Origin of the sequence: Paraburkholderia sp. Cy-641 (assembly GCF_011752945.1) — a bacterium.
Lineage (GTDB): Bacteria > Pseudomonadota > Gammaproteobacteria > Burkholderiales > Burkholderiaceae > Paraburkholderia.
Genome location: NZ_VWWM01000016.1, coordinates 85,122 through 110,168, shown reverse-complemented (window position 1 = coordinate 110,168; position 25,047 = coordinate 85,122). Strand labels below are relative to the sequence as shown.

Genomic DNA, 25,047 nt, shown 5'->3' with positions numbered 1-25,047 from the left:
GTTATCTGTCTGCCAACCCTGCCGGCTCGACTCGGGCAGCCATCGTCAGGCAGCCACGGTCTCCGGCGTCGCCGCCGTGCCGGCATGACCGCCGACGAGGCAATGCTTGTGGGCGACGTGATACTCGAATTCGTCCCAGTAGTGCTTGAGCATGCCGCGAACCGGCATGGCCGCCGCGTCGCCGAGCGCGCAGATCGTGCGGCCCATGATGTTTTCCGCGACCGAATTCAGCAGATCCAGATCTTCCTGGCGGCCGAGGCCATGCTCGATACGATGCACGACGCGATACAGCCAGCCCGTGCCTTCGCGGCAAGGCGTGCACTGACCGCACGACTCTTCGTAATAGAAGTACGACAGACGCAGCAGCGAGCGCACCATGCAGCGCGTCTCGTCCATCACGATCACCGCGCCCGAGCCGAGCATCGAGCCGGCCTTCGCGATCGCGTCGTAATCCATGTCGGTCTGCATCATCATCTCGCCCGGAATCACGGGCGCCGACGAGCCGCCGGGAATCACGGCCTTGATCTTCTTGCCGCCGCGGATGCCGCCGGCCAGATCGAGCAGCGTCGCGAACGGCGTGCCGAGCGGAATTTCATAATTGCCCGGACGTTCGACGTCGCCCGAGATCGAAAAAATCTTCGTGCCGCCGTTGTTCGGCTTACCGATTTCGAGGTAATTCTGCGGGCCGACCGCCAGCAGGAACGGCACCGCCGCGAACGTTTCGGTGTTGTTAATCGTGGTCGGCTTGCCGTACACGCCGAAGCTCGCCGGGAACGGCGGCTTGAAGCGCGGCTGGCCTTTCTTGCCTTCGAGCGATTCGAGCAGCGCGGTTTCTTCGCCGCAGATGTAGGCGCCGTAACCGTGGTGCGCATGCAGCTGGAACGAGAAGCCCGAGCCCATGATGTTGTCGCCGAGGAACCCGGCGCGGCGCGCTTCTTCCAGCGCCTCTTCGAAGCGCTTATAGACGTCCCAGATTTCGCCGTGAATGTAGTTGTAGCCGACCGTGATGCCCATCGCGTACGCGCCGATCGCCATGCCTTCGATCAGCGAATGCGGATTGAAGCGCAGGATGTCGCGGTCCTTGAACGTGCCCGGCTCGCCTTCGTCCGAATTACAGACGAGGTACTTCTGGCCCGGAAACTGGCGCGGCATGAAGCTCCACTTCAGGCCGGTCGGGAAGCCCGCACCGCCACGGCCACGCAGACCCGATGCCTTCACATCGGCAATCACCTGCTCGGGCGGAATCTTTTCTTCCAGGATGCGGCGCAGCTGGGCATAACCGCCGCGCGCCACGTAATCTTCGAGATGCCAGTTATCGCCGTTCAGCCCGGCGAGAATCAGCGGTTTGATGTGACGATCGTGTAAACACGTCATTTCGAAAGCTCCTCGAGCAGCTGGTCGATCTTCGCGCGGCTCATGAAGCTGCACATGCGATGGTTGTTCACCAGCATCACCGGCGCATCGCCGCACGAACCCATGCACTCGCCTTCTTTCAGGGTGAACTTGCCGTCGGGCGTGGTTTCACCGAAGTCGATACCGAGCTTCTGCTTCAGATATTCGGCGGCGCTTTCGGAGCCGCCTTCCGGGCCGAGCTGGCACGGCAGGTTCGTGCAGAGCGTGATCTTGTACTTGCCGACCGGCGAGGTCTCGTACATCGTGTAGAAGGTCGCGACCTCCTGCACGGCGACTGCCGGCATGCCGAGATAATCCGCGACGAACTGCATGAGTTCGGGCGACAGCCAGCCATGCTCTTCCTGAGCAGTGGCCAACGCCGACATCACGGCGGACTGTTTCTGATCGGCGGGGTACTTCGCGATCGCACGATCGATTTCTTTCAGGCCTTCAGCTGAGATCATTTTCAGACACGACTCTTTCAATTCCTACCGAACGAAAACCTGTCGCCGACATGACACTGCGACAGACCCGGCGTTCCTTTGCTTGACGCGCGTGCCGGTGCGAAAACCGGCCGCGCGCGTCGATGAATACGTCCTAGCGATCCACTTCGCCGAACACGATGTCCTGCGTACCGATGATCGTCACGGCGTCGGCGATCATGTGGCCGCGCGCCATTTCGTCGAGCGCGGACAGGTGCGCATAGCCCGGTGCGCGGATCTTCAGGCGATACGGCTTGTTGGCGCCGTCCGAGATCAGATAGATGCCGAACTCGCCCTTCGGATGTTCGACCGCGGCATACGCTTCGCCTTCAGGCACATGGAAGCCTTCGGTAAACAGCTTGAAGTGGTGGATCAGATCTTCCATGTTCGACTTCATGCCGACGCGCGACGGCGGCGCAACCTTGTGATTGCTCGTCATCACCGGGCCCGGATTCTTGCGCAGCCACTCGATGCACTGCTTCGCGATTCGCGTGGACTGGCGCATTTCTTCGACGCGCACCAGATAGCGGTCGTAGCAGTCGCCGTTCACGCCCACCGGAATGTCGAAATCGAGCTTGTCATAGACTTCGTACGGCTGTTTCTTGCGCAGGTCCCACTCGATGCCCGAACCGCGCAGCATCGCGCCGGTCATACCGAGCTGCAGCGCGCGCTCTGGACTGACCACGCCGATGCCGACCAGACGCTGCTTCCAGATCCGGTTGTCGGTAAGCAGCGTTTCGTATTCGTCGACGCACTTCGGGAAACGCGTAAAGAAGTCGTCGATGAAGTCGAGCAGCGAACCCTGACGAGTCTCGTTCATCTTCGACAACGCCTTCGCATTGCGAATCTTCGACGCCTTGTATTGCGGCATTGCGTCAGGCAGATCGCGATAGACGCCGCCCGGACGATAGTAAGCCGCGTGCATCCGTGCGCCGGACACCGCTTCGTACACGTCCATCAGGTCTTCGCGCTCGCGGAACGCGTACAGGAACACGGCCATCGCGCCGACGTCGAGCGCGTGCGCGCCGATCCACATCAGGTGGTTCAGCACGCGCGTGACTTCGTCGAACAGCACGCGGATGTATTGCGCGCGCAACGGCACGTCGATGCCGAGCAGCTTTTCGATGGCGAGCACGTAGCCGTGCTCGTTGACCATCATCGACACGTAGTCGAGACGGTCCATGTACGGCACCGACTGGATGAACGTCTTGTTTTCGGCGAGCTTTTCAGTCGCGCGATGCAGCAGACCGATATGCGGATCGGCGCGCTGGATGACTTCGCCGTCGAGTTCGAGCACGAGGCGCAGCACGCCGTGCGCTGCCGGATGCTGCGGACCGAAGTTGAGCGTGTAGTTCTTGATCTCTGCCATGGCGTTCCCTTAGTGTTTCAGACCGCCATAGCGATCCTCGCGGATCACGCGCGGCGTGATTTCCCGCGGCTCGATCGTCACCGGCTGATAGACGACGCGCTTCTCTTCCGGGTCGTAACGCATTTCGACGTAGCCGGAAACCGGGAAATCCTTACGGAACGGATGACCGATGAAACCATAGTCGGTCAGGATGCGGCGCAGGTCCGGGTGACCCTCAAAGACGATGCCGTAGAGGTCGAACGCTTCGCGCTCGTACCAGTTGACCGAATTCCAGATTTCGACGACCGACGGCAGGATCGGCATGTCGTCGTCCGGCGCGAATACGCGCAGACGCAAACGCCAGTTGTTCTGCACCGACAGCAGTTGCAGCACAGCCGCGAAACGCGGGCCGTCGTAAGCGCCGTCGGCATAGGTTTGATAGTCGACGCCGCACAGGTCGATGCACTGCTCGAAACCGAGCGAGCGATCGTCGCGCAGACGCTTTGCCACGTCGAGGTAATCGCTCGCCTTGACGACGATCGTCAACTCACCGATTGCCTCGGTGGTGCTCAACAGGAGGCCGCCAAAGGCCGCCTCGAGGTTCGCTTTCAGGGTCTCGAGTTTGCTTGCCATATTGTGGGGAGGCGTTGGCCTTATTGACGGGCGATGGTGTTGGTGCGGCGAATCTTGGCCTGTAGCTGGATCACGCCGTACACGAGCGCTTCCGCAGTGGGCGGACAGCCCGGCACGTAGACGTCGACCGGGACGATCCGGTCGCAACCGCGCACCACCGAGTACGAGTAGTGATAGTAGCCACCACCGTTCGCGCACGAGCCCATCGAGATCACCCAGCGCGGCTCGGCCATCTGGTCGTAAACCTTGCGCAAAGCGGGCGCCATCTTATTGCACAGCGTGCCGGCGACGATCATCACGTCCGACTGACGCGGACTCGGACGAAATACCACGCCAAAACGGTCGAGGTCATAACGGGCGGCACCCGCATGCATCATCTCGACCGCACAGCACGCAAGACCGAACGTCATCGGCCACAGCGAGCCGGTACGCGTCCAGTTGATCAGTTTGTCTGCCGTAGTGGTGACAAACCCTTCTTTCAAGACCCCTTCGATACTCATTTGCTTTCCACTCCAGACAGGGTGGCAAGCCTTGGCCACCCACGCAAACCGGCGATTAATCCATCATTCCCAGTCGAGGCCGCCCTTCTTCCAGATATAGGCAAAACCAAGCAGGAACTCGAGCAGGAAAATCATCATTGCCATGAAGCCGGCCCAGCCGATGTCACGCAATGCCACGCCCCACGGAAACAGGAACGCGGTTTCAAGGTCGAAAATAATGAAGAGAATGGCGACGAGGTAGTAGCGCACGTCGAACTTCATGCGCGCATCTTCGAATGCTTCGAAGCCGCACTCGTATGGTGCGTTTTTCTCGGTATCGGGCTTGTTGGGACCGAGGATCTTGCCAATACTGACCAGTGCTACGCCTAAACCGGTGCCCACAAGAAGGAACAGCAAAACGGGGAAATAGGCTGCGAGGTTCAAGACAATCCTCAATCGGTTGGTTCTGAGTGCCGTCAGGAGCATAGCACTACTGACGCTGAATCACTTCCTCAATGCACATGACGCAAGCCAGAAGACCCTACGCCAGAAGCGAAAAATGCCAGCCGAAGCGAAGCAAACGGCTGGCATTTAGATAACATTTGGTGCCGACGGCGAGACTCGAACTCGCACAGCTTTCGCCACTACCCCCTCAAGATAGCGTGTCTACCAATTTCACCACGTCGGCACTCTATGCAATCCGGGAAAACAACTTGTAAAACCCGCGAATCGCTTCAAGACTTGAATTGTAACTTGTTTAAGCAGATTGTTCAACGCACAAAAGCACGTCGCACGAAAATTTATTTCGGAACACCCGTCGCCGGAACCGAAGCGGGCGATGCAGGTGCAGCCGCCTGCGCAGGTGCCGAAACAGCTGCTGGTGCAGATGCGCCGGCAGGCGCCACCGGTGCCGTTACCGCCGCGCCGAGCACGCCAGCAGAAGGCTTCGCGTGATACGCGCCGAGGTAAGTGAGCGCCAGCGTCGTGATGAAAAACACCGCAGCGAGCACTGCCGTGGTACGCGAAAGAAAGTTGGCCGAACCGGTTGCACCGAACAGGCTACCCGATGCGCCACTGCCGAACGCCGCGCCCATGTCGGCACCTTTACCGTGCTGCAGCAGAACGAGTCCGATGACCCCCAGCGCCGACAACAACTGAACGACGATAATCAATGTTTTCAAATACAGCATCACACTCACCCGAGTCTTTATTTAAGCGCGCCGCACACTGCGTGTTGCGCAAAATGGAGTTCCCACCGAGGCGTCCGGCTTAGCAGGCGACGCTCGTTGCGGCCGCCTTGCAGATTGCCAGAAAATCCTGATCTTTCAGTGACGCGCCGCCGATCAGACCGCCGTCGATATCCGGCTGGCGGAACAGCTCTTCCGCGTTTTCCGGCTTGACGCTACCGCCGTACAACAGCGGCACATCCGCCGCGCCCTTTGCCGCGAGGCGCGTACGCAGGAATGCATGCACGGCCTGCGCCTGCCCGGCCGTTGCGCTCCTGCCGGTGCCGATTGCCCAAACCGGCTCGTAAGCGACGACAAGACGGGCCGCATCCTGCGCCGACAGTTTCGCCAGCACTTCATCGAGTTGCGCGCCGACGACCTGCTCGGTCGAGCCGGCTTCGCGCTCTTCGAGCGTTTCGCCCACGCAGACGATCGGCGTCAGACCCGCTTCGAGCGCGCGCTGCGTTTTCACCGCGACCAGCTCGGCGCTTTCGCGATGGTATGCGCGACGCTCCGAGTGCCCGACGATGGCAAGCGTTGCGCCGAAATCCGTCATCATCGGTGCGGCCACTTCGCCGGTATAGGCGCCGTGCGTGAACGCCGAAACGTCCTGCACGCCCCACACGACCCGGCTGCCTTCCAGCAACGATTGCGTCTGGGCCAGATAGACACCCGGCACGCACACGCCAACCCGCACGTCGACCGGCAATTCGCTGGCGCCTTGCGCCACCGCTTGCAATAGCACGGCATTTGCGGCAAGCCGCCCGTGCATCTTCCAGTTACCGACTACCAGTTTGGCTCGTTGTTGCTTCGACATCGTCTCGTATTTCCTGTCTTGCCTACTGTCAGCGGACGCCGCTTGCGGCGGCTTGCGACTCTTGCAGCCTTCACGCCCGCAATCCAACTGTCGGGCTTTATCCGGCGTGCGCAAAACGCGCAATTTTACTGCGTGGGGTGAAACGGGTCAAACCGCCTGTGTCAAGCGTCCTGACCCCACGTCAACACGATCTTGCCGACGTGCGTGCTGCTTTCCATCAGCGCGTGCGCTTCGGCAGCCTGCGCGGCCGGAAACACGCGATGCACGACCGGCCTGATGCGTCCAGCCTCAATATGCGGCCACACGCGCTCCTTCAGTTGCGCGGCGATCCGCGCCTTGAACTCGACCGGCCGCGGACGCAGCGTCGAACCGGTCACCGTCAAACGGCGGCGCATGACCTCGTTCAGATTCAATTCCGCTTTCGCGCCGCCGAGCATCGCGATCAGCACGAGACGCCCGCCGTCGGCCAGCGCCGAAAGTTCGCGCGGCACGTAGCTGCCCGCCACCATGTCGAGGATCACGTCGACGCCGCGATCGTTGGTCAGCGACCTGATGACCTCGACGAAATCCTCGGTCTTGTAGTTGATCGCCCGCTCGGCGCCCAACGCTTCGCACGCTCGGCATTTTTCGTCCGACCCCGCCGTCGCGAACACGCGAAAACCGAGCGCATGCGCGATCTGGATCGCGGTCACGCCAATCCCGCTCGAGCCGCCCTGCACGAGCAGCGCTTCGTTCGAACCGCCCTCGCCCTGACCGAGCTGCGCGCGATCGAACACGTTGCTCCACACCGTGAAGAAGGTCTCGGGCAGCGACGCCGCCTCGACATCCGCCAGACCCGCCGGCGCCGGCAGACATTGCAGCAGCGGCGCGCTCGCGTATTCCGCGTAGCCGCCGCCCGCCAGCAGCGCGCACACGCGATCGCCGACTTTCAAACCGAACGGGTTGTTCTTCCCGTCGATCGCGCCGCCCACGATCTCGCCCGCCACTTCCAGCCCCGGCAGATCGGACGTACCCGGCGGCGGCGCATAGCTGCCCTTGCGCTGAAACACATCCGGACGATTGATGCCCGATGCTGCCACCTTGATCAGCACCTCGCCCGCCTTGGGTTGCGGCATCGGCCGCTCCGCCAGCTTGAGGACCTCAGGCGCACCGAATTCGGTGATTTCGATCGCTTTCATCTGCGTCAGCTCCAAGATTGGATGGTGTTGCCTACCCGTTGCCGCCCTCGGCCCGAGCACCACGCCGCCATTCGAATGCGCAACACGATCCATCCTGCATGAAAAACGGCCGGCGCGCATACGCGCTGCCGGCCGTTGTTTGCTACCGCGTTACTGCGGCGTCGGTTCGCCTTGCGGCGCGCCGTTCGCGGCGTCGTTCAGCAAGGCCTTCGCCGACAGACGCACACGACCCTTCTCGTCCGTCTGGATGACCTTGACCTTCACCTGCTGGCCGTCCTTGAGGTAGTCGTTGATGTCCTTGATGCGCTCGTTGGCGATCTCGGAGATATGCAGCAGACCGTCCTTGCCCGGCAGGATGTTCACGATCGCGCCGAAATCGAGCAGCTTGAGCACGGTGCCTTCGTACACCTGGCCCACTTCGACTTCGAGCGTGATGTTCTCGATGCGCTTCTTCGCTTCGGCCATGCCTTCGCTGCTCGTGCTCGCGATCGTGACGACGCCGTCGTCCGAAATGTCGATCGTCGTGCCGGTTTCCTCGGTCAGCGCGCGGATCACCGAGCCGCCCTTGCCGATCACGTCGCGGATCTTTTCCGGATTGATCTTGATCGTGATCATGCGCGGCGCGAACTCCGACAGTTGCGTGTTCGCACCCGACACCGCCGTGGTCATCTTGCCGAGGATGTGCATGCGGCCTTCCTTCGCCTGCGCGAGCGCGACCTGCATGATTTCCTTCGTGATGCCCTGGATCTTGATGTCCATCTGCAGCGCGGTCACGCCTTGTTCCGTACCCGCGACCTTGAAGTCCATGTCGCCGAGGTGATCTTCGTCGCCGAGGATGTCGGTCAGCACCGCGAAGCGGTTGCCTTCGAGGATCAAGCCCATCGCGATACCGGCGACGTGCGCCTTCATCGGCACGCCGGCGTCCATCAGCGCGAGGCAGCCGCCGCACACCGAAGCCATCGACGACGAACCGTTCGACTCGGTGATTTCCGACACGACGCGGATCGAGTAGCCGAATTCGTCGGCGCTCGGCAGGCATGCGACGAGCGCGCGCTTCGCGAGGCGGCCGTGACCGATTTCACGGCGCTTCGGCGAACCGACGCGGCCCGTTTCGCCTGTCGCGAACGGCGGCATGTTGTAGTGAAGCATGAAGCGTTCGCGGTACTCGCCTTCGAGCGCGTCGATGCTCTGCTCGTCGCCCTTCGTGCCGAGCGTCGCGACCACCAGCGCCTGGGTCTCGCCGCGCGTGAACAGCGCCGAGCCGTGGGTACGCGGCAGCACGCCGGTGCGGATTTCGATCGGGCGTACGGTGCGCGTGTCGCGGCCGTCGATACGCGGCTCGCCGTTCAGGATCTGCGTACGGACGATCTTCGCTTCGATGTCGAACAGCACATTGCCGACCGACGCCTTGTCGGCCGCCACGGTGCCGGCTGCCGCCGCGTCTTCCTCGAGCTTCGCCGAGGTGGCCGCGTAGACTTCCTTCAGCTTGGTCGAACGAGCCTGCTTGTCGCGGATCTGGTAAGCGGCGAGCAGATCGGCTTGCGCGAGTTCCGTCACGCGCGAGATCAGCGCTTCGTTCTTCGGCGCCGGCTGCCAGTCCCACTCGGGCTTGCCGCCTTCGCGGACCAGTTCGTGGATCGCATCGATCGCGATCTGCATCTGCTCATGACCGAACACGACGGCGCCGAGCATCACGTCTTCGCTCAGCTGCTGCGCTTCCGATTCGACCATCAGCACCGCGCGTTCCGTACCGGCGACGACGAGGTCGAGCGCCGACTCCTTCATCTGCGGACGCGTCGGGTTCAGCACGTATTCGTTGTTGATGTAGGCCACACGCGCCGCACCGACCGGGCCGTTGAACGGCAGGCCGGACACCGCGAGCGCCGCCGACGCGCCGATCAGCGCGGGGATGTCGGCGGGGATTTCCGGATTCAGCGACAGCACGTGAATCACGACCTGCACTTCGTTGTAGAAGCCTTCCGGGAAGAGCGGACGCAGCGGGCGGTCGATCAGGCGCGAGATCAGCGTTTCGCCTTCCGACGGACGGCCTTCGCGGCGGAAGAAGCCGCCCGGAATCTTGCCGGCGGCGTAGGTCTTTTCGAGGTAATCGACGGTCAGCGGGAAGAAGTCCTGGCCCGCCTTGGCGGTCTTGGCGCCGACCACGGTAGCCAGCACGACGGTGTCTTCGACATCGACGATCACCGCGCCGCTCGCCTGGCGAGCGATTTCACCGGTTTCGAGGCGAACGGTGTGCTGCCCCCACTTAAACTCTTTGACGATCTTATTGAACATAGTCATTGCTTTTCCTCATCGTAATGCCGCGCGGACCGGAAGCGGCGCGGCAACGCCGGGGCCGGCGCCGCATGGGAAGAGTCGTGTTATGCCATTCCAGAGAACCGCGCTGCACGAATACGCGCGACCCGCTGGAATGACACAAAACTCCGCCCTGAAGCCCGGCCATGTTTTTATTACTGTTTCTCTACTGCTGCTTTGCTGCCGATACTGCCCTGCCTGTGAACGCCGCGCGAACCGGCATACGCTGCGAATCACAGACGGCGCGCGTCACATGAAGCGCGCCGCGCAAAAACAAAATGCCTGTATCAGCGAAACTGACACAGGCATCTTGCTGAACGACTGGCCGATTACTTACGCAGACCCAGCTTTTCGATCAGGCTGCGGTAACGGTCCGCGTCCTTACCCTTCAGGTAGTCGAGCAGCTTGCGACGGCGGCTCACCATGCGCAGCAGACCGCGGCGGCTGTGGTGATCCTTCGTGTGCTCCTTGAAGTGGGAGGTCAGTTCGTTGATGCGGGTCGTGAGCAGCGCGACCTGAACTTCGGGGGAGCCGGTATCGTTAGCTGCGCGTGCGAATTGCGCGACGACTTCGGACTTCTTGCTTGCTTCAACTGCGGACATATCAATTTCCTTGATGACTGGACAGGCGGTCACGGAAGAAAGGCCGTGCCGTGGATTACCCGTTTCAAAAATTTACTGAGTTCTCCCGTTTGCGACTGAATCGGGACCCAGCCCCATAACGGGACGCGTATTGTAGCACAGTGCGTTCCGGCCGCGAAACCTAGGCTGGCGCGCGGACCGGGCGCCGCGCGAGACCATGCGAGACCGGCCGCTCAAGGCCGCTGCATCCTGCAGACGGTCGGCGCGATCGTGCGCTCGGCCGGCAGCGCCAACACCGTGCGGAATCCGTAGCCGGAGCCTTCGTTATCGAAACGCACGCCCGGCGTGCCGGCTTTGTCCATTTCCATTACGTAGAGGGGCTGGATCAGTTGATGATCGTCGGCGCGCATCCACGACGCGTGAAAGCCGTTGTCGAAACGGATGCCTTCGAGCGCCTTCGCGACCGCCGTCGGATCGGCACTGCCGGCGCGCGTCATCGCAGCGGCGAGCGTTTCGATCATCAGCGGCATGCGCAGCACCGGGTAGTCGTCCTGCGCGGCCGGAAAGCGCGCGCGGAACGCCGCATACCACGCGTCCGAGGCCGCGCCGCCCGCGTTCGGATGCCAATCGGCCACCGCGATCACATGACCCACGCCCGCGTCGCCGAGCGCCGCCGGCGCGCCGAGGCTGTTGCCGTAGAACGTATAGAACTTCGTGTCGAGGCCCTGCTCGCGCGCCGCCTTGACGAGCAGCGTCAGGTCGTTGCCCCAGTTGCCGGTGATCACCGCGTCCGCGCCGCTCGCGCGAATCTTCGCGATATAGGGCGCGAAATCCTTCACGCGGCCGATCGGATGAAATTCATCGCCGACCACCGCGATGTCCGGGCGCTTCGCCGCGAGCGTCGAGCGCGCGAGGCTGCTCACGTCATGGCCGAAGCTGTAATCCTGGTTCAGCAGATAGACCTTTTTCACGGCCTTGTCGCGCTCGATCACGTCGGCGAGCGCGGCCATGCGCATGCCCGCGTGCGCGTCGAAACGGAAGTGCCAGAAGCTGCAGTCCGCGTTGGTGAGCGCGGGGTCGTCGGCGGAATAGTTGAGGAACAGTTCGCGATTGTCCGGCTCGCGGCTGTTCTGCTTGTCGATCGCACCGATCAGCGCGGCCGCGACCGCCGAACTGTTGCCCTGCATGATGTAGCCGATATGGCGATCGGCGGCCGCGCGCAGTTGCGTGAGCGCTTCCTCGGTGCTGCCCTTGCTGTCGAGCACGACCAGTTCGAACGGATGCGCGCCGTCCGGGAGCTTCACGCCGCCGCTCGCATTCACCTGCTCGACACCGAAGCGCAGATTGCGCTCGACCGCCGCACCGGCATTCGCGAACGGACCGGACATGCCTTCGATCAGCGCAAGCTGGATCGGCTTGCCGGTGGGTTTGCCGGCGGACATGCCGGCTGCGTTGCTTGCAGACCTGCTCGTCGGTTTGCCCACCGCGTCCACGCCCGGCGTGACGGCCGCCGCCGTCACACTCGCGACCTGACCGGCCGCTGAACCTGCCGAACCCGCCGCGACTGTCGCCACTGCACGAGCCGCGCTCGCCCCCGCCACCATCGAAACCGCCGTGAACGCCACCGCGGCTGCCGCCCGTTGCCAGATCGCCATCGTTACTGTCCCGCCTGAATCTTCGAAGCGCGGATCATAGGACGCCGCGCACGGAATAGGCAAGCCGGCGCATCCGTTACCGTTCTGCTGGCGGATCATCACGAAGCGCAGGTCTTTTGCGACAGCGCGTGTCAAAATAAAGCGTCTCGATGATAAAAACCGCTACTCAAACGCCATCGGAGGAATCCATGCCGAATCACCACCGCCGCGCGGCAGCCTCGATCGCGGCACCCGCCGGCATGCGCCTGCGCCGTGCCGCGCTGGTCTGTCTGAGCGCGCTGGCGCTTGCCGGCTGCGCGCAACCCTGGCAGCAATATCAGCCGGGTGCGGACGTATCGACGGTCATCGCGCGCCTCGGTCCGCCGCGCGAAACCTACGATCTGCCCGACGGCGGCAAGCGCCTGATGTGGCCGACCCAGCCGATGGGCGAAACCACCACCGCCGCCGACATCGATGCGGCCGGCAAGATCGTCAACATGCGCCAGGTGCTGCAGCCGAATGAGTTCTACCGCGCCGAGATCGGCAAATGGACGCGCAGCGACGTGCTCGTGAACTTCGGCCGACCGGTCGAAACGGCATACTTCCCGCTCATGAAGCGCGAGGTCTGGACGTATCGCTATCTCGAAGACAACGTCTGGTACATGCTCTACAGCTTCTATTTCGACGACCAGGGCATCCTGCGGCTCACGCAGAAAACGCCGGACCCGTTGCACGACCCGGATCGCCGCAGCCTGTTCTGAGCGAGGCTACGCGCGCCGCGAGGTTAGCTGCGGCACGCGGCAACAACGCAGTAACGCGACGATCCTCGCCGCCCCCCCTTCCAGAACCACCGCGCAAAAAAAGAAGCCCCGTGCACTGAACCGCACGGGGCTTCTGCATTACGGCACGCGCGCAATCACACGCCTTCCGAGCGCTGCGGATTCAGCTTGTCCGTATTCGAATACAGCTTGTTGAGCGCCGAGATATAAGCCTTCGCCGATGCCGCGACGATATCGGGATCGGTGCCCACGCCATTGACGATGCGCCCGCTCTTCGACAGCCGCACCGTCACCTCGCCCTGCGCCTGGGTGCCGGTCGTGATCGCGTTGACCGAGTACAGCAGCAGTTCCGAGCCGCTGCCCACTTCCGTTTCGATCGCGTTGAGCGTCGCATCGACGGGGCCGTTGCCGCGCGCCTCGCCGGTGATCTCCTTGCCCTCGACCGAGAACACGACCTTCGCATGCGGCTGCTCGCCGGTTTCCGAGTGCTGCGACATCGACAGGAATTTGTAGTGCTCCTTCTCCTGCGCCTGCGCCGATTCCTCGTTGACGATCGCGATAATGTCCTCGTCGAAGATTTCCGCCTTGCGGTCGGCCAGTTCCTTGAAGCGCGCGAAAGCGGCGTTCAGTTCGGCCTCGCTATCGAGCGCGATGCCGAGTTCCTGCAAACGCTGCTTGAACGCGTTGCGGCCCGACAGCTTGCCGAGCACGATCTTGTTCGCGGTCCAGCCCACGTCTTCGGCGCGCATGATTTCGTAGGTGTCGCGCGCCTTCAGCACGCCGTCCTGATGGATGCCCGACGCATGCGCGAACGCGTTCGCGCCGACCACCGCCTTGTTCGGCTGCACGACGAAACCGGTGATCTGCGAGACGAGCTTCGAGGCCGGCACGATCTGCGTCGTGTCGAGACCGACGTCGAGGCCGAAGTAATCCTTGCGGGTCTTCACCGCCATCACGATTTCTTCGAGCGAGGTATTGCCCGCGCGCTCGCCGAGACCGTTGATCGTGCACTCGACCTGACGCGCGCCGCCAAGCTGCACGCCGGCGAGCGAATTCGCCACCGCCATGCCGAGGTCGTTATGGCAATGCACCGAGAACACCGCCTTGTGCGAGTTCGGAATGCGTTCGCGCAGCGTCTTGACGAGCTGGCCGTACAGTTCCGGCACGCCGTAGCCGACCGTGTCCGCGATGTTGATCGTGGTCGCACCCTCGGCGATCACCGCTTCGAGCACGCGGCACAGGAAGTCCATGTCGGAGCGGCTGCCGTCTTCGGGCGAGAACTCGACGTCGTCGGTGAATTTGCGCGCGAAACGCACCGCGAGTTTCGCCTGCTCGAACACCTGCTCCGGCGTCATGCGCAGCTTCTTTTCCATGTGCAGCGGCGACGTCGCGATGAACGTGTGGATGCGGAAGTGATCGGCCAGCTTGAGCGCGTCGGCGGCGCGCTGGATGTCCTTGTCGTTCGCGCGCGCGAGCGAGCAGACCGTGCTGTCCTTCACGAGGCCCGCGATCGTGTGGATCGCGTCGAAGTCGCCGTTCGAGCTGGCCGCGAAGCCGGCTTCGATCACGTCGACTTTCATCCGCTCGAGTTGCTTGGCGATGCGGATCTTTTCTTCCTTCGTCATCGATGCCCCCGGCGATTGCTCGCCGTCGCGCAACGTGGTGTCGAAAATGATCAGTTTGTCGGACATATCGGGCCTCCTCGGGAGTCGTTCGGATGTGGGGATAGGATGTTTGATTCGGCGATTGGCGTGGCCGCTCGCGAGGCACGTTTGCGAAGGTCGCGACCGACGCGAACGGAGCGCAACAGCGCATCGAGGCGAGAATGAAGCATGGCGGCGCGGCGCTCGGCTCGATGACGAGGCGCGGGCCGAGCCCGGACGGCCACGCAAAACGCACTTATCCGACGACTATAGCGGCATTCAACGGGCCGCGCAATGCGCGCCGGAGCGGCCCGCGGCGGGGTCGGCGCAGGGCTCCGCAGCAGGCTGCACGCGTAGGCCGGGAAACGAAAAACGGCAGCCCTCGGGCTGCCGTTTTCTCATGACGCCGACGCGCCAGTTCGGGCTCAAACCTTACCGGTCGCGCGTCGCCGAGCGCGCCGGATTGGCCCTGCCGCGCACCGCCTGATAAGCCCAGAACACGTAGCCGGACAGACCGTACAGCACGAACAGGCCGAACAGCATCAGCGGCGGATCGGACGACACGAGCACGAACGCGACCACCACGAGCAGGATCACGCCGAACGGCACGCGATGCCGCACGTCGAGCGCCTTGCCGCTGTAGAACGGCGCGTTCGACACCATCGTCACGCCCGCGTAGATGGTCAGCACGAAGGCGACCCACGGCAACCAGACGAGCTTCAGCGGCACGCGGTTGTCAGTGGCGAGCCACACGAAACCGGCGATCAGCGCCGCCGCGGCCGGGCTCGGCATGCCCTGGAAGAAACGCTTGTCGACCACGCCGATGTTCGTGTTGAAACGCGCGAGCCGCAGCGCCGCGCCCGAGCAATAGACGAACGCCGCGAGCCAGCCCCAGCGGCCGAGGTCTTTCAGGACCCACTCGTACATGACGAGCGCCGGCGCGACGCCGAACGACACCATGTCCGACAGGCTGTCGAACTGCTCGCCGAAGGCGCTTTGCGTATGCGTCATGCGCGCGACGCGGCCGTCCATGCCGTCGAGCACCATCGCGACGAAGATCGCGATCGCCGCGATTTCGAAGCGTACGTTCATCGCCTGCACGACGGCGAAGAAGCCGCAGAACAACGCCGCCGTGGTGAACGCGTTCGGCAGCAGATAGATGCCGCGTTTTCTGAGGAACTGCTGACGCTGCGCGCGCCGGCTCTCGACAGCCGACGGCTCCGTCACGATCGGCTTGTTGCGGCGAAACGGCCGTGGCAGCGGTCCGTTGTTACGGGGTCGACGCGGTTTGAATGCGGCCATTCGGACAACCTCCTGTATGCCGCTTTACAGCTCGGCGAGGATCGTGGACGACGCCGACACCTTCTCGCCGATCGACACGCGCGGACGGCTGCCCACCGGCAGATACACGTCGACGCGCGAACCGAAGCGGATGAACCCGTAACGCTGGCCGCGCGTAAGCGGCTCGCCGGCACGGACGTAGCAGAGAATGCGTCGCGCGATCAGCCCGGCGATCTGCACCGAGGTCACGGTCTGGCCGCCGGCCATTTCGATCACGATCGCATTGCGCTCGTTTTCGAGCGAGGCTTTATCGACCGCCGCGTTCAGATACGCGCCGGGAAAGTATTCGACCTTCGAGATCGCGCCGTCGACCGGCGAGCGCTGCGAGTGGACGTTGAACACGTTCATGAACACGCTGATCTTCAGCGCTTCGCGATTCGCATAAGGGTCATGCGCGGTTTCGACCGCGACGATGCGGCCGTCGGCGGGACACAGCACCGCGTTGGCCTGGGTCGGAATCGGACGGGCCGGGTCGCGGAAGAACTGCACGACGAACAACAGGATCAGCCAGAAGATCCACGCAATGCCGAACCCCGCGAAGGCGTGAACCAGTAAGGCAACGACGGCCGCGATGGCGATGAACGGCCAGCCTTCTCGCGCGATGATCGGATGAGGGTAATTCATGGATGGCTTCTGTGTTTTTGTAAAACCGTAGGATAGCAAAAGCCGCCCAGGGTTCAGCACCCTTGGACGGCTTTTTGACTGGTCCGGCCGCCGCGCCGAAGCGCCGCGCCGGACCTCGTTGCGTCGCGACGCTTAGTTCTTCGACTGGTCGACGAGCTTGTTCTTCGCGATCCACGGCATCATCGCGCGCAGCTTCGAGCCGACCTGCTCGATCTGGTGCTCGGCCGTCAGGCGGCGGCGCGATTGCAGCGTCGGTGCGCCAGCCTTGTTCTCGATGATGAAGCTCTTCGCGTACTCGCCGGTCTGGATGTCGGTCAGCACGGCCTTCATCGCCTTCTTCGTTTCAGCGGTCACGATGCGCGGACCCGTCACGTACTCGCCGTACTCGGCGTTGTTCGAGATCGAGTAGTTCATGTTCGCGATGCCGCCTTCGTAGATCAGGTCGACGATCAGCTTCAGTTCGTGCAGGCACTCGAAGTACGCCATTTCCGGCGCGTAACCCGCTTCGACCAGCGTTTCGAAGCCGGCCTTGATCAGGTCGACGGTACCGCCGCACAGCACGGCCTGCTCGCCGAACAGGTCGGTTTCGGTTTCTTCGCGGAAGTTCGTTTCGATGATGCCGGCACGGCCGCCGCCGTTAGCCGCTGCATACGACAAAGCGATGTCGCGCGCTGCGCCCGACTTGTCCTGGGCAACCGCGATCAGGTGCGGCACGCCGCCACCTTGCGAGTAGGTGCCGCGCACCGTGTGGCCCGGTGCCTTCGGCGCGATCATGATGACGTCGAGGTCGGCGCGCGGGATCACCTGGCCGTAGTGCACGTTGAAGCCGTGCGCGAACGCGAGCGCCGCGCCCTGCTTGATGTTCGCGTGAACTTCCTTCGCGTACACGTCGGCGATCTGCTCGTCCGGCAGCAGCATCATGACGACGTCCGCGCCCTTGACCGCGTCCGCGACTTCCTTCACTTGCAGGCCGGCGTTCTCGGCCTTGCTCCACGATGCGCCGCCCTTGCGCAGACCGACCGTGATGTTCACGCCGCTTTCCTTCAGGTTCAGCGCGTGCGCATGGCCTTGCGAGCCATAGCCGATGATGGTGACCTGCTTGCCCTTGATGAGGGAGAGATCGGCGTCCTTGTCGTAGAAAACTTTCATGTCGGTTCCTTGGCTAGATTCGATGATTCAGGAAATTCAGGTACTGCGAATAATGTGCTGCGAGCCGGGTTCGAAGTGAGCTGCCCGGCCTTATGATCGTGACGCCAGCTCACGGCGTCGAAACAGGAAAGCGCCGCGTATCAGACCTTCAGGATGCGCTCGCCGCGCCCGATGCCCGAGCCGCCCGTGCGGACCGTCTCGAGAATCGCCGTGGAATCGAGCCCTTCGATGAAGGCGTCGAGCTTGTCGCTCGCCCCCGTCAGTTCGATCGTGTAGGTCTTTTCGGTGACGTCGATGATGCGGCCGCGGAAAATATCCGACATCCGCTTCATCTCCTCACGTTCCTTGCCGACCGCCCTCACCTTGATCAGCATCAGCTCGCGCTCGATGTGGGCACCCTCGGTAAGGTCGACCACTTTCACCACCTCGATCAGGCGGTTCAGATGCTTCGTGATCTGTTCGATCACGTCGTCCGAGCCAATGGAGACGATGGTCATGCGCGACAGCGAACGGTCTTCGGTCGGAGCCACCGTCAAGGTTTCGATGTTGTAGCCGCGTGCCGAGAAAAGCCCCACCACGCGCGACAGCGCGCCCGGTTCGTTTTCCAGCAGGACGGAAATAATGTGTCTCATGTTTCGCTTCTTCCAGATGTTTTGTCGATGTCCGCGAGCGGCGCGACGCCGCTTCGTTTGCCCTCGCCCTTTTTGAAGGCGCACATGACGAAGCCGGCAGCCTGGCCGTCGTTATAGATCTTCCGAACCCATGAGCATCTCGGTGATGCCCTTGCCGGCCTGAACCATCGGCCAGACGTTTTCGGTCGGATCGGTCTGGAAGTCGAGAAACACCGCGCGATCCTTGAGGCGCAACGCTTCCTTCAGCGCCGGCTCGACATCGGCCGTGCGCTCGATGCGCATGCCGACGTGGCCGTACGCTTCGGCGAGCTTCACGAAGTCCGGCAGCGCATCCATGTACGAATGCGAATAGCGCTTGCTGTATTCGATCTGCTGCCACTGGCGCACCATGCCCAGATAGCGGTTGTTCAGCGAAAGAATCTTGACCGGGAGGTCGTACTGCTTGCAGGTCGACAGCTCCTGGATGCACATCTGGATCGAGCCTTCGCCCGTGATGCACAGCACGTCGTCGTTCGGGTGCGCCATCTTCACGCCCATCGCGGCCGGCAGGCCGAAGCCCATCGTGCCGAGGCCGCCGGAGTTGATCCAGCGACGCGGCTTGTTGAACTTATAGAACTGCGCGGCCCACATCTGGTGCTGGCCGACGTCGGAACACACGAAGGCATTGCCGTCGGTCAGCTCCCATGCCTTTTCGACCACGTACTGCGGCTTGATGACGTCGCTCTTGCGGTCGAACTTGAGGCAGTCTTTCGCGCGCCAGCCTTCGATGTCCTTCCACCAGTCGGCGAGCGCCACGGTGTCCGGGCCATGCTCGGCCGTCTGCAACTGTTCGATCAGCTCCTTCAGCACTTCCTTCACGTCGCCGACGATCGGAATGTCGACCTTGACGCGCTTGGAAATGGAGGAAGGATCGATGTCGATATGGATGATCTTGCGCGGCCGCGAGGCGAAGTGCGCCGGGTCGCCGATCACGCGGTCGTCGAAGCGCGCACCGATCGCGATCAGCACGTCGCAGTGCTGCATCGCCATGTTGGCTTCGTACGTGCCGTGCATGCCGAGCATGCCGAGGAATTTCTTGTCGCTCGAACGGTAGCCGCCCAGACCCATCAGCGTGTTGGTGACCGGATAGCCGAGCAGATCGGCGAACTGGTTCAGCTCGCGCGAGGCGTCCGCGAGAATGATGCCGCCGCCGGTGTAGATGTACGGGCGCTTCGCCGACAACAGCAGCGAGACCGCCTTGCGGATCTGACCGGAGTGGCCCTTCGTGACGGGGTTGTACGAGCGCAGCGACACGCTCCGGATCGGCTCGTACTGGCACGGCGCCTTCGACACGTCCTTCGGAATGTCGATCAGCACGGGGCCGGGGCGGCCGGTACGGGCAATGTAGAACGCTTTCTTGACGGTGGCGGCGAGATCGCGCACGTCCTTCACGAGGAAGTTGTGCTTCACGCAGGGACGCGTGATACCGACCGTGTCGCACTCCTGGAACGCATCCTGACCGATCGCGGCAGTCGGCACCTGGCCGCTGATCACCACCATCGGGATCGAATCCATGTAGGCGGTGGCGATTCCGGTCACCGCATTGGTGACACCGGGGCCGGACGTCACGAGACATACGCCGACCTTGCCGGTGGAACGCGCATAGGCGTCGGCAGCATGCACGGCAGCCTGTTCGTGGCGCACGAGCACATGCTGGAATTTGTCCTGCTTGTACAGCTCGTCGTAAATGTAGAGTACCGAGCCGCCGGGATAGCCCCAGATGAACTCGACGTCTTCGTCGGCCAGTGCCTTCATGAGCACGGTGGCGCCGATAGAGTCGGCTTCGTGGGGAGGGGTCGTATCCGACGTGGAGAATTCCGCGCTGGGCATATTCATTGATTGACCTTTCGAATTTTCGGCAAAAAATTGATCGGGTGCTCTCTGCCGGGCTCGTGACTCGGGTTCAAGCGGCGCGTCCAGTTGACAGGCGGGCTTCTTGGGCCACACCTCAATTGAGACAACTCACTTATGTTGCGAACCAGCGACAATAGCGGCTGACGCGCCCGCGGTCAAGCAAATATTGCCTCAGGCTTGTGCGTCGATTCGGAAAAATGCCCGCAATGACCGCGACGATTCGCACGGCGCGCAATCCCGCAACCGTCATGCAAATGCAAGCCGAAGCACGTTTCACCCCTCGCCACGCAAAAGTTTGTTAGCATCCGCGAGTTTTACGACATTTTTCGACCGATTACGCGCACGCCCGCTGCGCCGACCTCACACGGATGGCATCAGACAAGGAACTCGCCGATTTTCTGGCGGGCGTCGAAAGGCGCGCATTCAAGCAGACGGTCTACGCCGTGCGGGACGACGACGCCTCGCTCGACATCGTGCAGGACGCGATGATCAAGCTCGCCGAAAAGTACGGCGATCGTCCGGCGGCCGAGTTGCCGCTGCTGTTTCAGCGTATTCTGCAGAATGCGATGCACGACTATTTCCGTCGTGCGAAAGTACGCAATACGTGGATCAGCCTGTTCTCGTCGCTCGGCAATGCGGACGACGACGAATTCGATCCGCTGGAGACGTTCGAGGCCGAGGCCGGTTCGGCCGGTGCCGAGAGCAACGAGCAGAAGCTCGAGCGCGAACAGGTCCTGCAGTTGATCGACGACGAGATCCAGAAATTACCGGCACGTCAACGGGAGGCGTTTCTCATGCGTTATTGGGAGGATATGGATGTCGCCGAGACTGCCGCCGCAATGGGCTGTTCCGAAGGCAGCGTGAAAACGCACTGCTCCCGGGCCACCCACACGCTGGCGCAAGCGCTCAAGGCCAAAGGAATCACGCTATGAGCTCCCTTGAAACCCGAGAACTCGAGTTCGCGCGCGAAATGCGCCGCGCGCTCGACGAAAACACCGCCAATCTCTCCTCCGCCACCGTCGACCGGCTCGCCACGGCACGCCGCGCGGCACTCGCGCGCAAGAAGCCCGAGCCCGTCAGCGCGCCGTCGTTCGTGCCCGCTTTCGCCGGCATGCCGGCCGGGATGGCCAACCTGTCGGGAAGCGGCTTCAGGCAGCCGCGCCACCGTTCGCCGCTGCGCCGCTTCGCGCTCGCGTGGCCGCTCGCCGCGCTGCTGGTGAGCCTCGTCGGCATTGCATACTGGGAAGACCACCAGCGCACCGCCGAACTCGCCGATATCGACGCCGCCATGCTGAGCGACGACCTGCCGCTCAATGCCTACCTTGACCACGGTTTCAACGCGTATCTTTCACGCGCCCACTGAGCGGGAGATTTCTCGGGTGAGTTACAAGCGCGGCCTGGCCGTTGTTTTCGGATGCACGATCGCGGCCCTGGTGTCGTTTGCCGCGACGTACCCGCGCTTTCATCCGGGCCCGGCAGCCCCGGCCAGCCCCTCGGCCGGCAACAACGCCACAGCGAAAGCCCCCGCCCCCACGCTGTCCGTCGAATTGCCCGGCCTGCCCGGCAACAACAGTCCGCTCGCATGGTCGCGCCTGAGCGCCGCCGAGCATGTCGCGCTCGCGCCGTTCGCCTCCGAATGGGATTCGTTTAGCGACGAGCGCAAGCGCAATTGGGTCAAGATCGCATCGCGTTACGCGAAAATGTCGCCTGATGCGCAAAAACGCCTGCACGAGCGCATGAGCGAATGGGTCCGCATGACGCCGGATCAGCGGCGTGTCGCGCGCGAGAACTACCAGGTATCGAAGGAATTGCCGCGCGAAGCCCGCCAGAACGCGTGGAAGGCGTATCAGCAACTGCCCGAGGACCTGAAGGAACGGCTGGCCGCCAGCGAGCACAAACGCCGGCCGAGCGTCGTCAGCGCGCCGCCGTCGGCGCGTAACGAGCTCAAGGGTATCGACCGCCTCGTCAACGCGCGCGAACATGGCGGCGCGAGCGAGGCGGCAGCGGCGAGCGCCGCGGCGGCCGCATCGTCGCCGGGAACGAGCGCGCTGCCGTCGCCGCCCGCGATTCCGGCGGCGGGCAGTTTCGTGCCGGCGACGCCGGTGCCGGTATCGCCGGCCGAAGCGCCGTCGATCTTCAACGGCTCCTGATCCGCCACCTCGCCCCTCCCGTGTCCCAGCCCCTCGCGACCTCGCCCCTGCCCACCACCCCCGCGCCCGGCATGGTGCCGACCGTGCGGCGCCGGCTTGCGGCGTTGCTCTACGAAGCGGTGATCCTGTTCGGCGTCGTGTTTATCGCCGGTTATCTGTTCAGCACGCTGACGCAGCAGCGCAACGGCCTCACGCATCACAATCTGCTGGCCGGCTGGATCGGGCTCGTGGTCGGCGTGTACTTCGTGTGGTTCTGGACTCACGGCGGACAGACGCTGCCGATGAAGACCTGGCGCCTGCGGGTCGTTTCCGCCGATGGCGGGCCGCTTTCCGTCGCACGGGCGGTTGCGCGTTATGTGCTTGCATGGCTGTGGTTTTTACCGCCGCTTGCGGTGCATCCGCTGCTGGGGTTGCGGGTGCCGCAGACGCTTGTCGTTGCGGGTGTCTGGTTCGTGGTGTGGGCCGCGAGTGGGCGTTTTGATTCGCAGCGGCAGTTTCTGCATGACCGGTTGGCGGGGACGAGAATAGTGCAGGGTTAGTGGCCCCTTGGGCGGGGCGGGGCTTCTTTGTCTTTGTTCTCTGCGCCGCAGCCCCCTCGTAATAAGAACTTCTCATGACTGTCACGTCAGAGTCACGCGCGCCCGGCCCAATACGGGCACCGCCACTCGACGTGTAAGCCATGGACCCCAAGACGTCCGCGACTTCCCTGTTTCGCCAGATCGGCCCGAGCGTCGACACCGTCGCTTTCCGTCCGGCCCCGGGTTCCGCCCAGCACGGTCTGCCGCCGCCGGCGACGCCGCCCCTCGATGCCCACGCCGATCATCCCGATGACAGCCACGCCGATCCGCATCGCTATCGCACGATCTGGCTCTCCGACATCCATCTCGGCTCGAGCGGCTGCCAAGCCAGCTATCTGCTCGACTTCCTGCGCCACAACGAATCGGAGTACCTCTACCTCGTCGGCGACATCATCGACGGCTGGCAGTTGAAGAAAGGCTGGTACTGGCCGCAGGCGCACAACGACGTCGTGCAGAAAGTGCTGCGCAAGGCGCGCAAAGGCACCCAGGTGATCTACGTGCCCGGCAATCACGACGAAGCCGCGCGCCAGTTCTGCGACCTCGCGTTCGGCGACATCCACGTGCGCGGCGAAGCGTTCCACACCACGCTCGCCGGCAAGCGCATGTGGATCGTGCACGGCGATCTGTTCGACGGCGTGATCCAGCACGCGAAGTGGCTCGCCTATCTCGGCGACACGCTCTACACGATGATCCTCGTGCTGAACCGCTGGTTCAACCGCATCCGCAGCAAGCTCGGCTTCCCGTACTGGTCGCTCTCGCAGTACCTCAAGCATCAGGTCAAGAACGCGGTCAACTTCATCTCCTCGTTCGAGACCGTGATGACCGACGAAGCGCGCCGCCGCGGCTGCGACGGCGTCGTTTGCGGGCACATCCACAAGGCCGAGATGCGCGAGATCGACGGCGTGCTGTATTGCAACGACGGCGACTGGGTCGAGAGTCTGTCGGCACTCGTCGAGACGTACGAGGGCGAGCTCAAGGTGATCTTCTGGACCACGCTGCAAGCCCCGCAAGCCGGCGCGCAGAAGGCCCGGGCCACCGCCTAGCGCCCGCCGCTTCAATCGGCCCCGAATCGGGAACCAATCGATGAGTCAATCGATGAGTCAATCGAGGAATCAATCGAGGAATCAATCGATGAAGATCATGATCGTCACCGACGCATGGGAACCGCAGGTCAACGGCGTCGTGCGCACGCTGAAAAACACCACGCGCGAACTTATGGCGCTCGGCCATGAAGTCGATCTGCTGACACCGCTCGAATTCAAAACGATCCCCTGCCCGACGTATCCGGAAATCCGCCTGTCGCTGCTGCCGCGCCGCAAGCTGCGCGAGCGCATCGACCGCTTCGCGCCCGACGCGCTGCACATCGCGACCGAAGGGCCGCTCGGCATGGCCGCGCGCTCCTATGCGCTGCAGCACAAGCTGCCGTTCACGACCGCCTATCACACGCGCTTTCCCGAATACGTGCAAGCGCGTTTCGGCATTCCGCTTACCGCGACCTACAAGTTCCTGCACTGGTTCCACAAGCCCTCGCTCGCGGTGATGGCGCCGACGCCCGTCGTCAAGCAGGATCTGGAAAAGTTCGGCTTCACGAACGTCGTGCTGTGGACACGCGGTGTCGACCTCGACATCTTCCATCCGATGGATTCCAAGGTGCTCAACACCGCGCGGCCGATCTTCCTGTACGTCGGGCGCGTGGCGGTCGAGAAGAACGTCGAGGCGTTTCTGCAGCTCGATCTGCCCGGCTCGAAGTGGGTCGCGGGCGAAGGCCCGGCGCTCGCCGAGCTGAAGTCGCGCTATCCGCAGGCGAACTATCTCGGCGTGCTGTCGCAGGCCGAGCTCGCGAAGGTCTACGCGGCCGCCGACGTCTTCGTGTTCCCGAGCCGCACCGACACGTTCGGCCTCGTGCTGCTCGAAGCACTCGCCTGCGGCACGCCGGTAGCGGCTTACCCGGTCACGGGTCCGATCGACGTGCTCGGCGACGGCAACGCCGGCGCGATGCACGAGGACCTGCGCGAGGCCTGCCTCGAAGCGATGAAGATCGATCGCCACGACGCGCGCGCATGGGCCGAGCGCTTCTCGTGGGCCGCCGCGTCCGCGCAATTCGCCGCGCATCTGAAGCCGCTGCGGCGCGAAGCGTATCGCGAGGAAAGCGCCGCCGCATGACGCGGCGCGCCG

At 63.3% G+C, this 25,047-nt stretch carries 25 protein-coding genes and 1 tRNA gene; 7 read left to right on the top strand and 19 right to left on the bottom strand.

Annotation, left to right across the window (positions count from 1 at the left end):
* Positions 1-45: 45 nt before the first annotated feature.
* From nuoF to F3J20_RS10815, 13 genes are all read right to left on the bottom strand, one after another.
* Positions 46-1,374: an NADH-quinone oxidoreductase subunit NuoF gene (gene nuoF, locus F3J20_RS10875; RefSeq protein WP_167283364.1), complete on the bottom strand. Its 1,329-nt coding sequence runs from the start codon at positions 1,372-1,374 to the stop codon at positions 46-48.
* Entirely contained in the window at positions 1,371-1,856 is a 486-nt protein-coding gene (gene nuoE, locus F3J20_RS10870) for an NADH-quinone oxidoreductase subunit NuoE (protein ID WP_167047735.1), read from the bottom strand. The genes nuoF and nuoE overlap by 4 nt, the downstream gene beginning before the upstream one ends.
* Positions 1,857-1,989: 133 nt before the next feature.
* On the bottom strand, positions 1,990-3,243 hold the full coding sequence (locus F3J20_RS10865) for an NADH-quinone oxidoreductase subunit D (protein WP_167047738.1): 1,254 nt from the start codon (positions 3,241-3,243) through the stop codon (positions 1,990-1,992).
* 9 nt (positions 3,244-3,252) lie between these two features.
* Positions 3,253-3,855, bottom strand: a complete 603-nt coding sequence (locus tag F3J20_RS10860) for an NADH-quinone oxidoreductase subunit C (RefSeq protein ID WP_167047741.1) — start codon at positions 3,853-3,855, stop codon at positions 3,253-3,255.
* A 20-nt stretch (positions 3,856-3,875) separates the two neighbouring features.
* The gene (locus F3J20_RS10855) at positions 3,876-4,355 is read right to left on the bottom strand and encodes an NADH-quinone oxidoreductase subunit B (protein ID WP_006052903.1); all 480 of its coding nucleotides are present in this window, start codon (positions 4,353-4,355) and stop codon (positions 3,876-3,878) included.
* Positions 4,356-4,418: 63 nt separating this feature from the next.
* The gene (locus F3J20_RS10850) at positions 4,419-4,778 is read right to left on the bottom strand and encodes an NADH-quinone oxidoreductase subunit A (RefSeq protein ID WP_167047744.1); all 360 of its coding nucleotides are present in this window, start codon (positions 4,776-4,778) and stop codon (positions 4,419-4,421) included.
* A gap of 159 nt (positions 4,779-4,937) precedes the next feature.
* Positions 4,938-5,022, bottom strand: a tRNA-Leu gene (locus F3J20_RS10845).
* Between the two features lie 112 nt (positions 5,023-5,134).
* Complete coding sequence (secG, locus tag F3J20_RS10840) at positions 5,135-5,524, bottom strand: preprotein translocase subunit SecG (RefSeq protein WP_167047747.1); 390 nt, start codon at positions 5,522-5,524, stop codon at positions 5,135-5,137.
* A 79-nt stretch (positions 5,525-5,603) separates the two neighbouring features.
* Entirely contained in the window at positions 5,604-6,377 is a 774-nt protein-coding gene (gene tpiA, locus F3J20_RS10835; RefSeq protein ID WP_167047750.1) for a triose-phosphate isomerase, read from the bottom strand.
* A gap of 161 nt (positions 6,378-6,538) precedes the next feature.
* Entirely contained in the window at positions 6,539-7,555 is a 1,017-nt protein-coding gene (locus F3J20_RS10830; protein ID WP_167283363.1) for an NAD(P)H-quinone oxidoreductase, read from the bottom strand.
* 150 nt (positions 7,556-7,705) lie between these two features.
* Positions 7,706-9,853: a polyribonucleotide nucleotidyltransferase gene (pnp, locus tag F3J20_RS10825; protein WP_167283362.1), complete on the bottom strand. Its 2,148-nt coding sequence runs from the start codon at positions 9,851-9,853 to the stop codon at positions 7,706-7,708.
* A 344-nt stretch (positions 9,854-10,197) separates the two neighbouring features.
* Positions 10,198-10,470 (bottom strand): 30S ribosomal protein S15, encoded by a 273-nt coding sequence (gene rpsO, locus F3J20_RS10820; RefSeq protein WP_008920609.1) that lies wholly within the window; start codon positions 10,468-10,470, stop codon positions 10,198-10,200.
* Positions 10,471-10,682: 212 nt separating this feature from the next.
* Complete coding sequence (locus F3J20_RS10815) at positions 10,683-12,104, bottom strand: branched-chain amino acid ABC transporter substrate-binding protein (protein ID WP_205299265.1); 1,422 nt, start codon at positions 12,102-12,104, stop codon at positions 10,683-10,685.
* 188 nt (positions 12,105-12,292) lie between these two features.
* On the opposite strand from F3J20_RS10815, the gene F3J20_RS10810 reads away from it, so the two are divergent.
* Complete coding sequence (locus tag F3J20_RS10810) at positions 12,293-12,844, top strand: hypothetical protein (RefSeq protein ID WP_167047759.1); 552 nt, start codon at positions 12,293-12,295, stop codon at positions 12,842-12,844.
* Between the two features lie 155 nt (positions 12,845-12,999).
* Here the strand turns inward: F3J20_RS10810 and F3J20_RS10805 are convergent, their stop codons facing one another.
* The 6 genes from F3J20_RS10805 to F3J20_RS10780 all read right to left on the bottom strand — a co-directional run bounded on the left by F3J20_RS10805 (position 13,000) and on the right by F3J20_RS10780 (position 20,126).
* Positions 13,000-14,553, bottom strand: coding sequence for a 2-isopropylmalate synthase (locus F3J20_RS10805; protein WP_167283361.1), 1,554 nt, complete (start codon positions 14,551-14,553; stop codon positions 13,000-13,002).
* Positions 14,554-14,937: 384 nt separating this feature from the next.
* On the bottom strand, positions 14,938-15,807 hold the full coding sequence (gene pssA, locus F3J20_RS10800; RefSeq protein WP_167047765.1) for a CDP-diacylglycerol--serine O-phosphatidyltransferase: 870 nt from the start codon (positions 15,805-15,807) through the stop codon (positions 14,938-14,940).
* Positions 15,808-15,831: 24 nt separating this feature from the next.
* The gene (locus F3J20_RS10795) at positions 15,832-16,470 is read right to left on the bottom strand and encodes a phosphatidylserine decarboxylase (protein ID WP_167047768.1); all 639 of its coding nucleotides are present in this window, start codon (positions 16,468-16,470) and stop codon (positions 15,832-15,834) included.
* 132 nt (positions 16,471-16,602) lie between these two features.
* Positions 16,603-17,619, bottom strand: coding sequence for a ketol-acid reductoisomerase (ilvC, locus tag F3J20_RS10790; RefSeq protein ID WP_167283360.1), 1,017 nt, complete (start codon positions 17,617-17,619; stop codon positions 16,603-16,605).
* A gap of 140 nt (positions 17,620-17,759) precedes the next feature.
* Positions 17,760-18,251, bottom strand: a complete 492-nt coding sequence (gene ilvN, locus F3J20_RS10785; RefSeq protein WP_167047783.1) for an acetolactate synthase small subunit — start codon at positions 18,249-18,251, stop codon at positions 17,760-17,762.
* A gap of 111 nt (positions 18,252-18,362) precedes the next feature.
* The gene (locus F3J20_RS10780; protein WP_167283359.1) at positions 18,363-20,126 is read right to left on the bottom strand and encodes an acetolactate synthase 3 catalytic subunit; all 1,764 of its coding nucleotides are present in this window, start codon (positions 20,124-20,126) and stop codon (positions 18,363-18,365) included.
* A 386-nt stretch (positions 20,127-20,512) separates the two neighbouring features.
* Between F3J20_RS10780 and F3J20_RS10775 the strand changes: the two genes are divergently transcribed.
* The 6 genes from F3J20_RS10775 (at position 20,513) to F3J20_RS10750 (ending at position 25,035) form a co-directional block, all read left to right on the top strand.
* Complete coding sequence (locus F3J20_RS10775; protein WP_167047789.1) at positions 20,513-21,076, top strand: RNA polymerase sigma factor; 564 nt, start codon at positions 20,513-20,515, stop codon at positions 21,074-21,076.
* Positions 21,073-21,507, top strand: a complete 435-nt coding sequence (locus F3J20_RS10770) for a DUF3619 family protein (RefSeq protein WP_167283358.1) — start codon at positions 21,073-21,075, stop codon at positions 21,505-21,507. The genes F3J20_RS10775 and F3J20_RS10770 overlap by 4 nt, the downstream gene beginning before the upstream one ends.
* A 16-nt stretch (positions 21,508-21,523) precedes the next feature.
* Positions 21,524-22,294 (top strand): DUF3106 domain-containing protein, encoded by a 771-nt coding sequence (locus F3J20_RS10765; protein WP_167047795.1) that lies wholly within the window; start codon positions 21,524-21,526, stop codon positions 22,292-22,294.
* A gap of 71 nt (positions 22,295-22,365) precedes the next feature.
* Complete coding sequence (locus F3J20_RS10760) at positions 22,366-22,833, top strand: RDD family protein (RefSeq protein ID WP_167047995.1); 468 nt, start codon at positions 22,366-22,368, stop codon at positions 22,831-22,833.
* A 140-nt stretch (positions 22,834-22,973) separates the two neighbouring features.
* Positions 22,974-23,915 carry a UDP-2,3-diacylglucosamine diphosphatase gene (locus tag F3J20_RS10755; RefSeq protein ID WP_167047798.1) on the top strand — a complete coding sequence of 314 codons (942 nt, stop codon included), beginning with the start codon at positions 22,974-22,976 and terminating at the stop codon, positions 23,913-23,915.
* Positions 23,916-24,003: 88 nt separating this feature from the next.
* Positions 24,004-25,035: a glycosyltransferase family 1 protein gene (locus tag F3J20_RS10750; RefSeq protein WP_167047800.1), complete on the top strand. Its 1,032-nt coding sequence runs from the start codon at positions 24,004-24,006 to the stop codon at positions 25,033-25,035.
* The last annotated feature ends 12 nt before the right edge of the window (positions 25,036-25,047 follow it).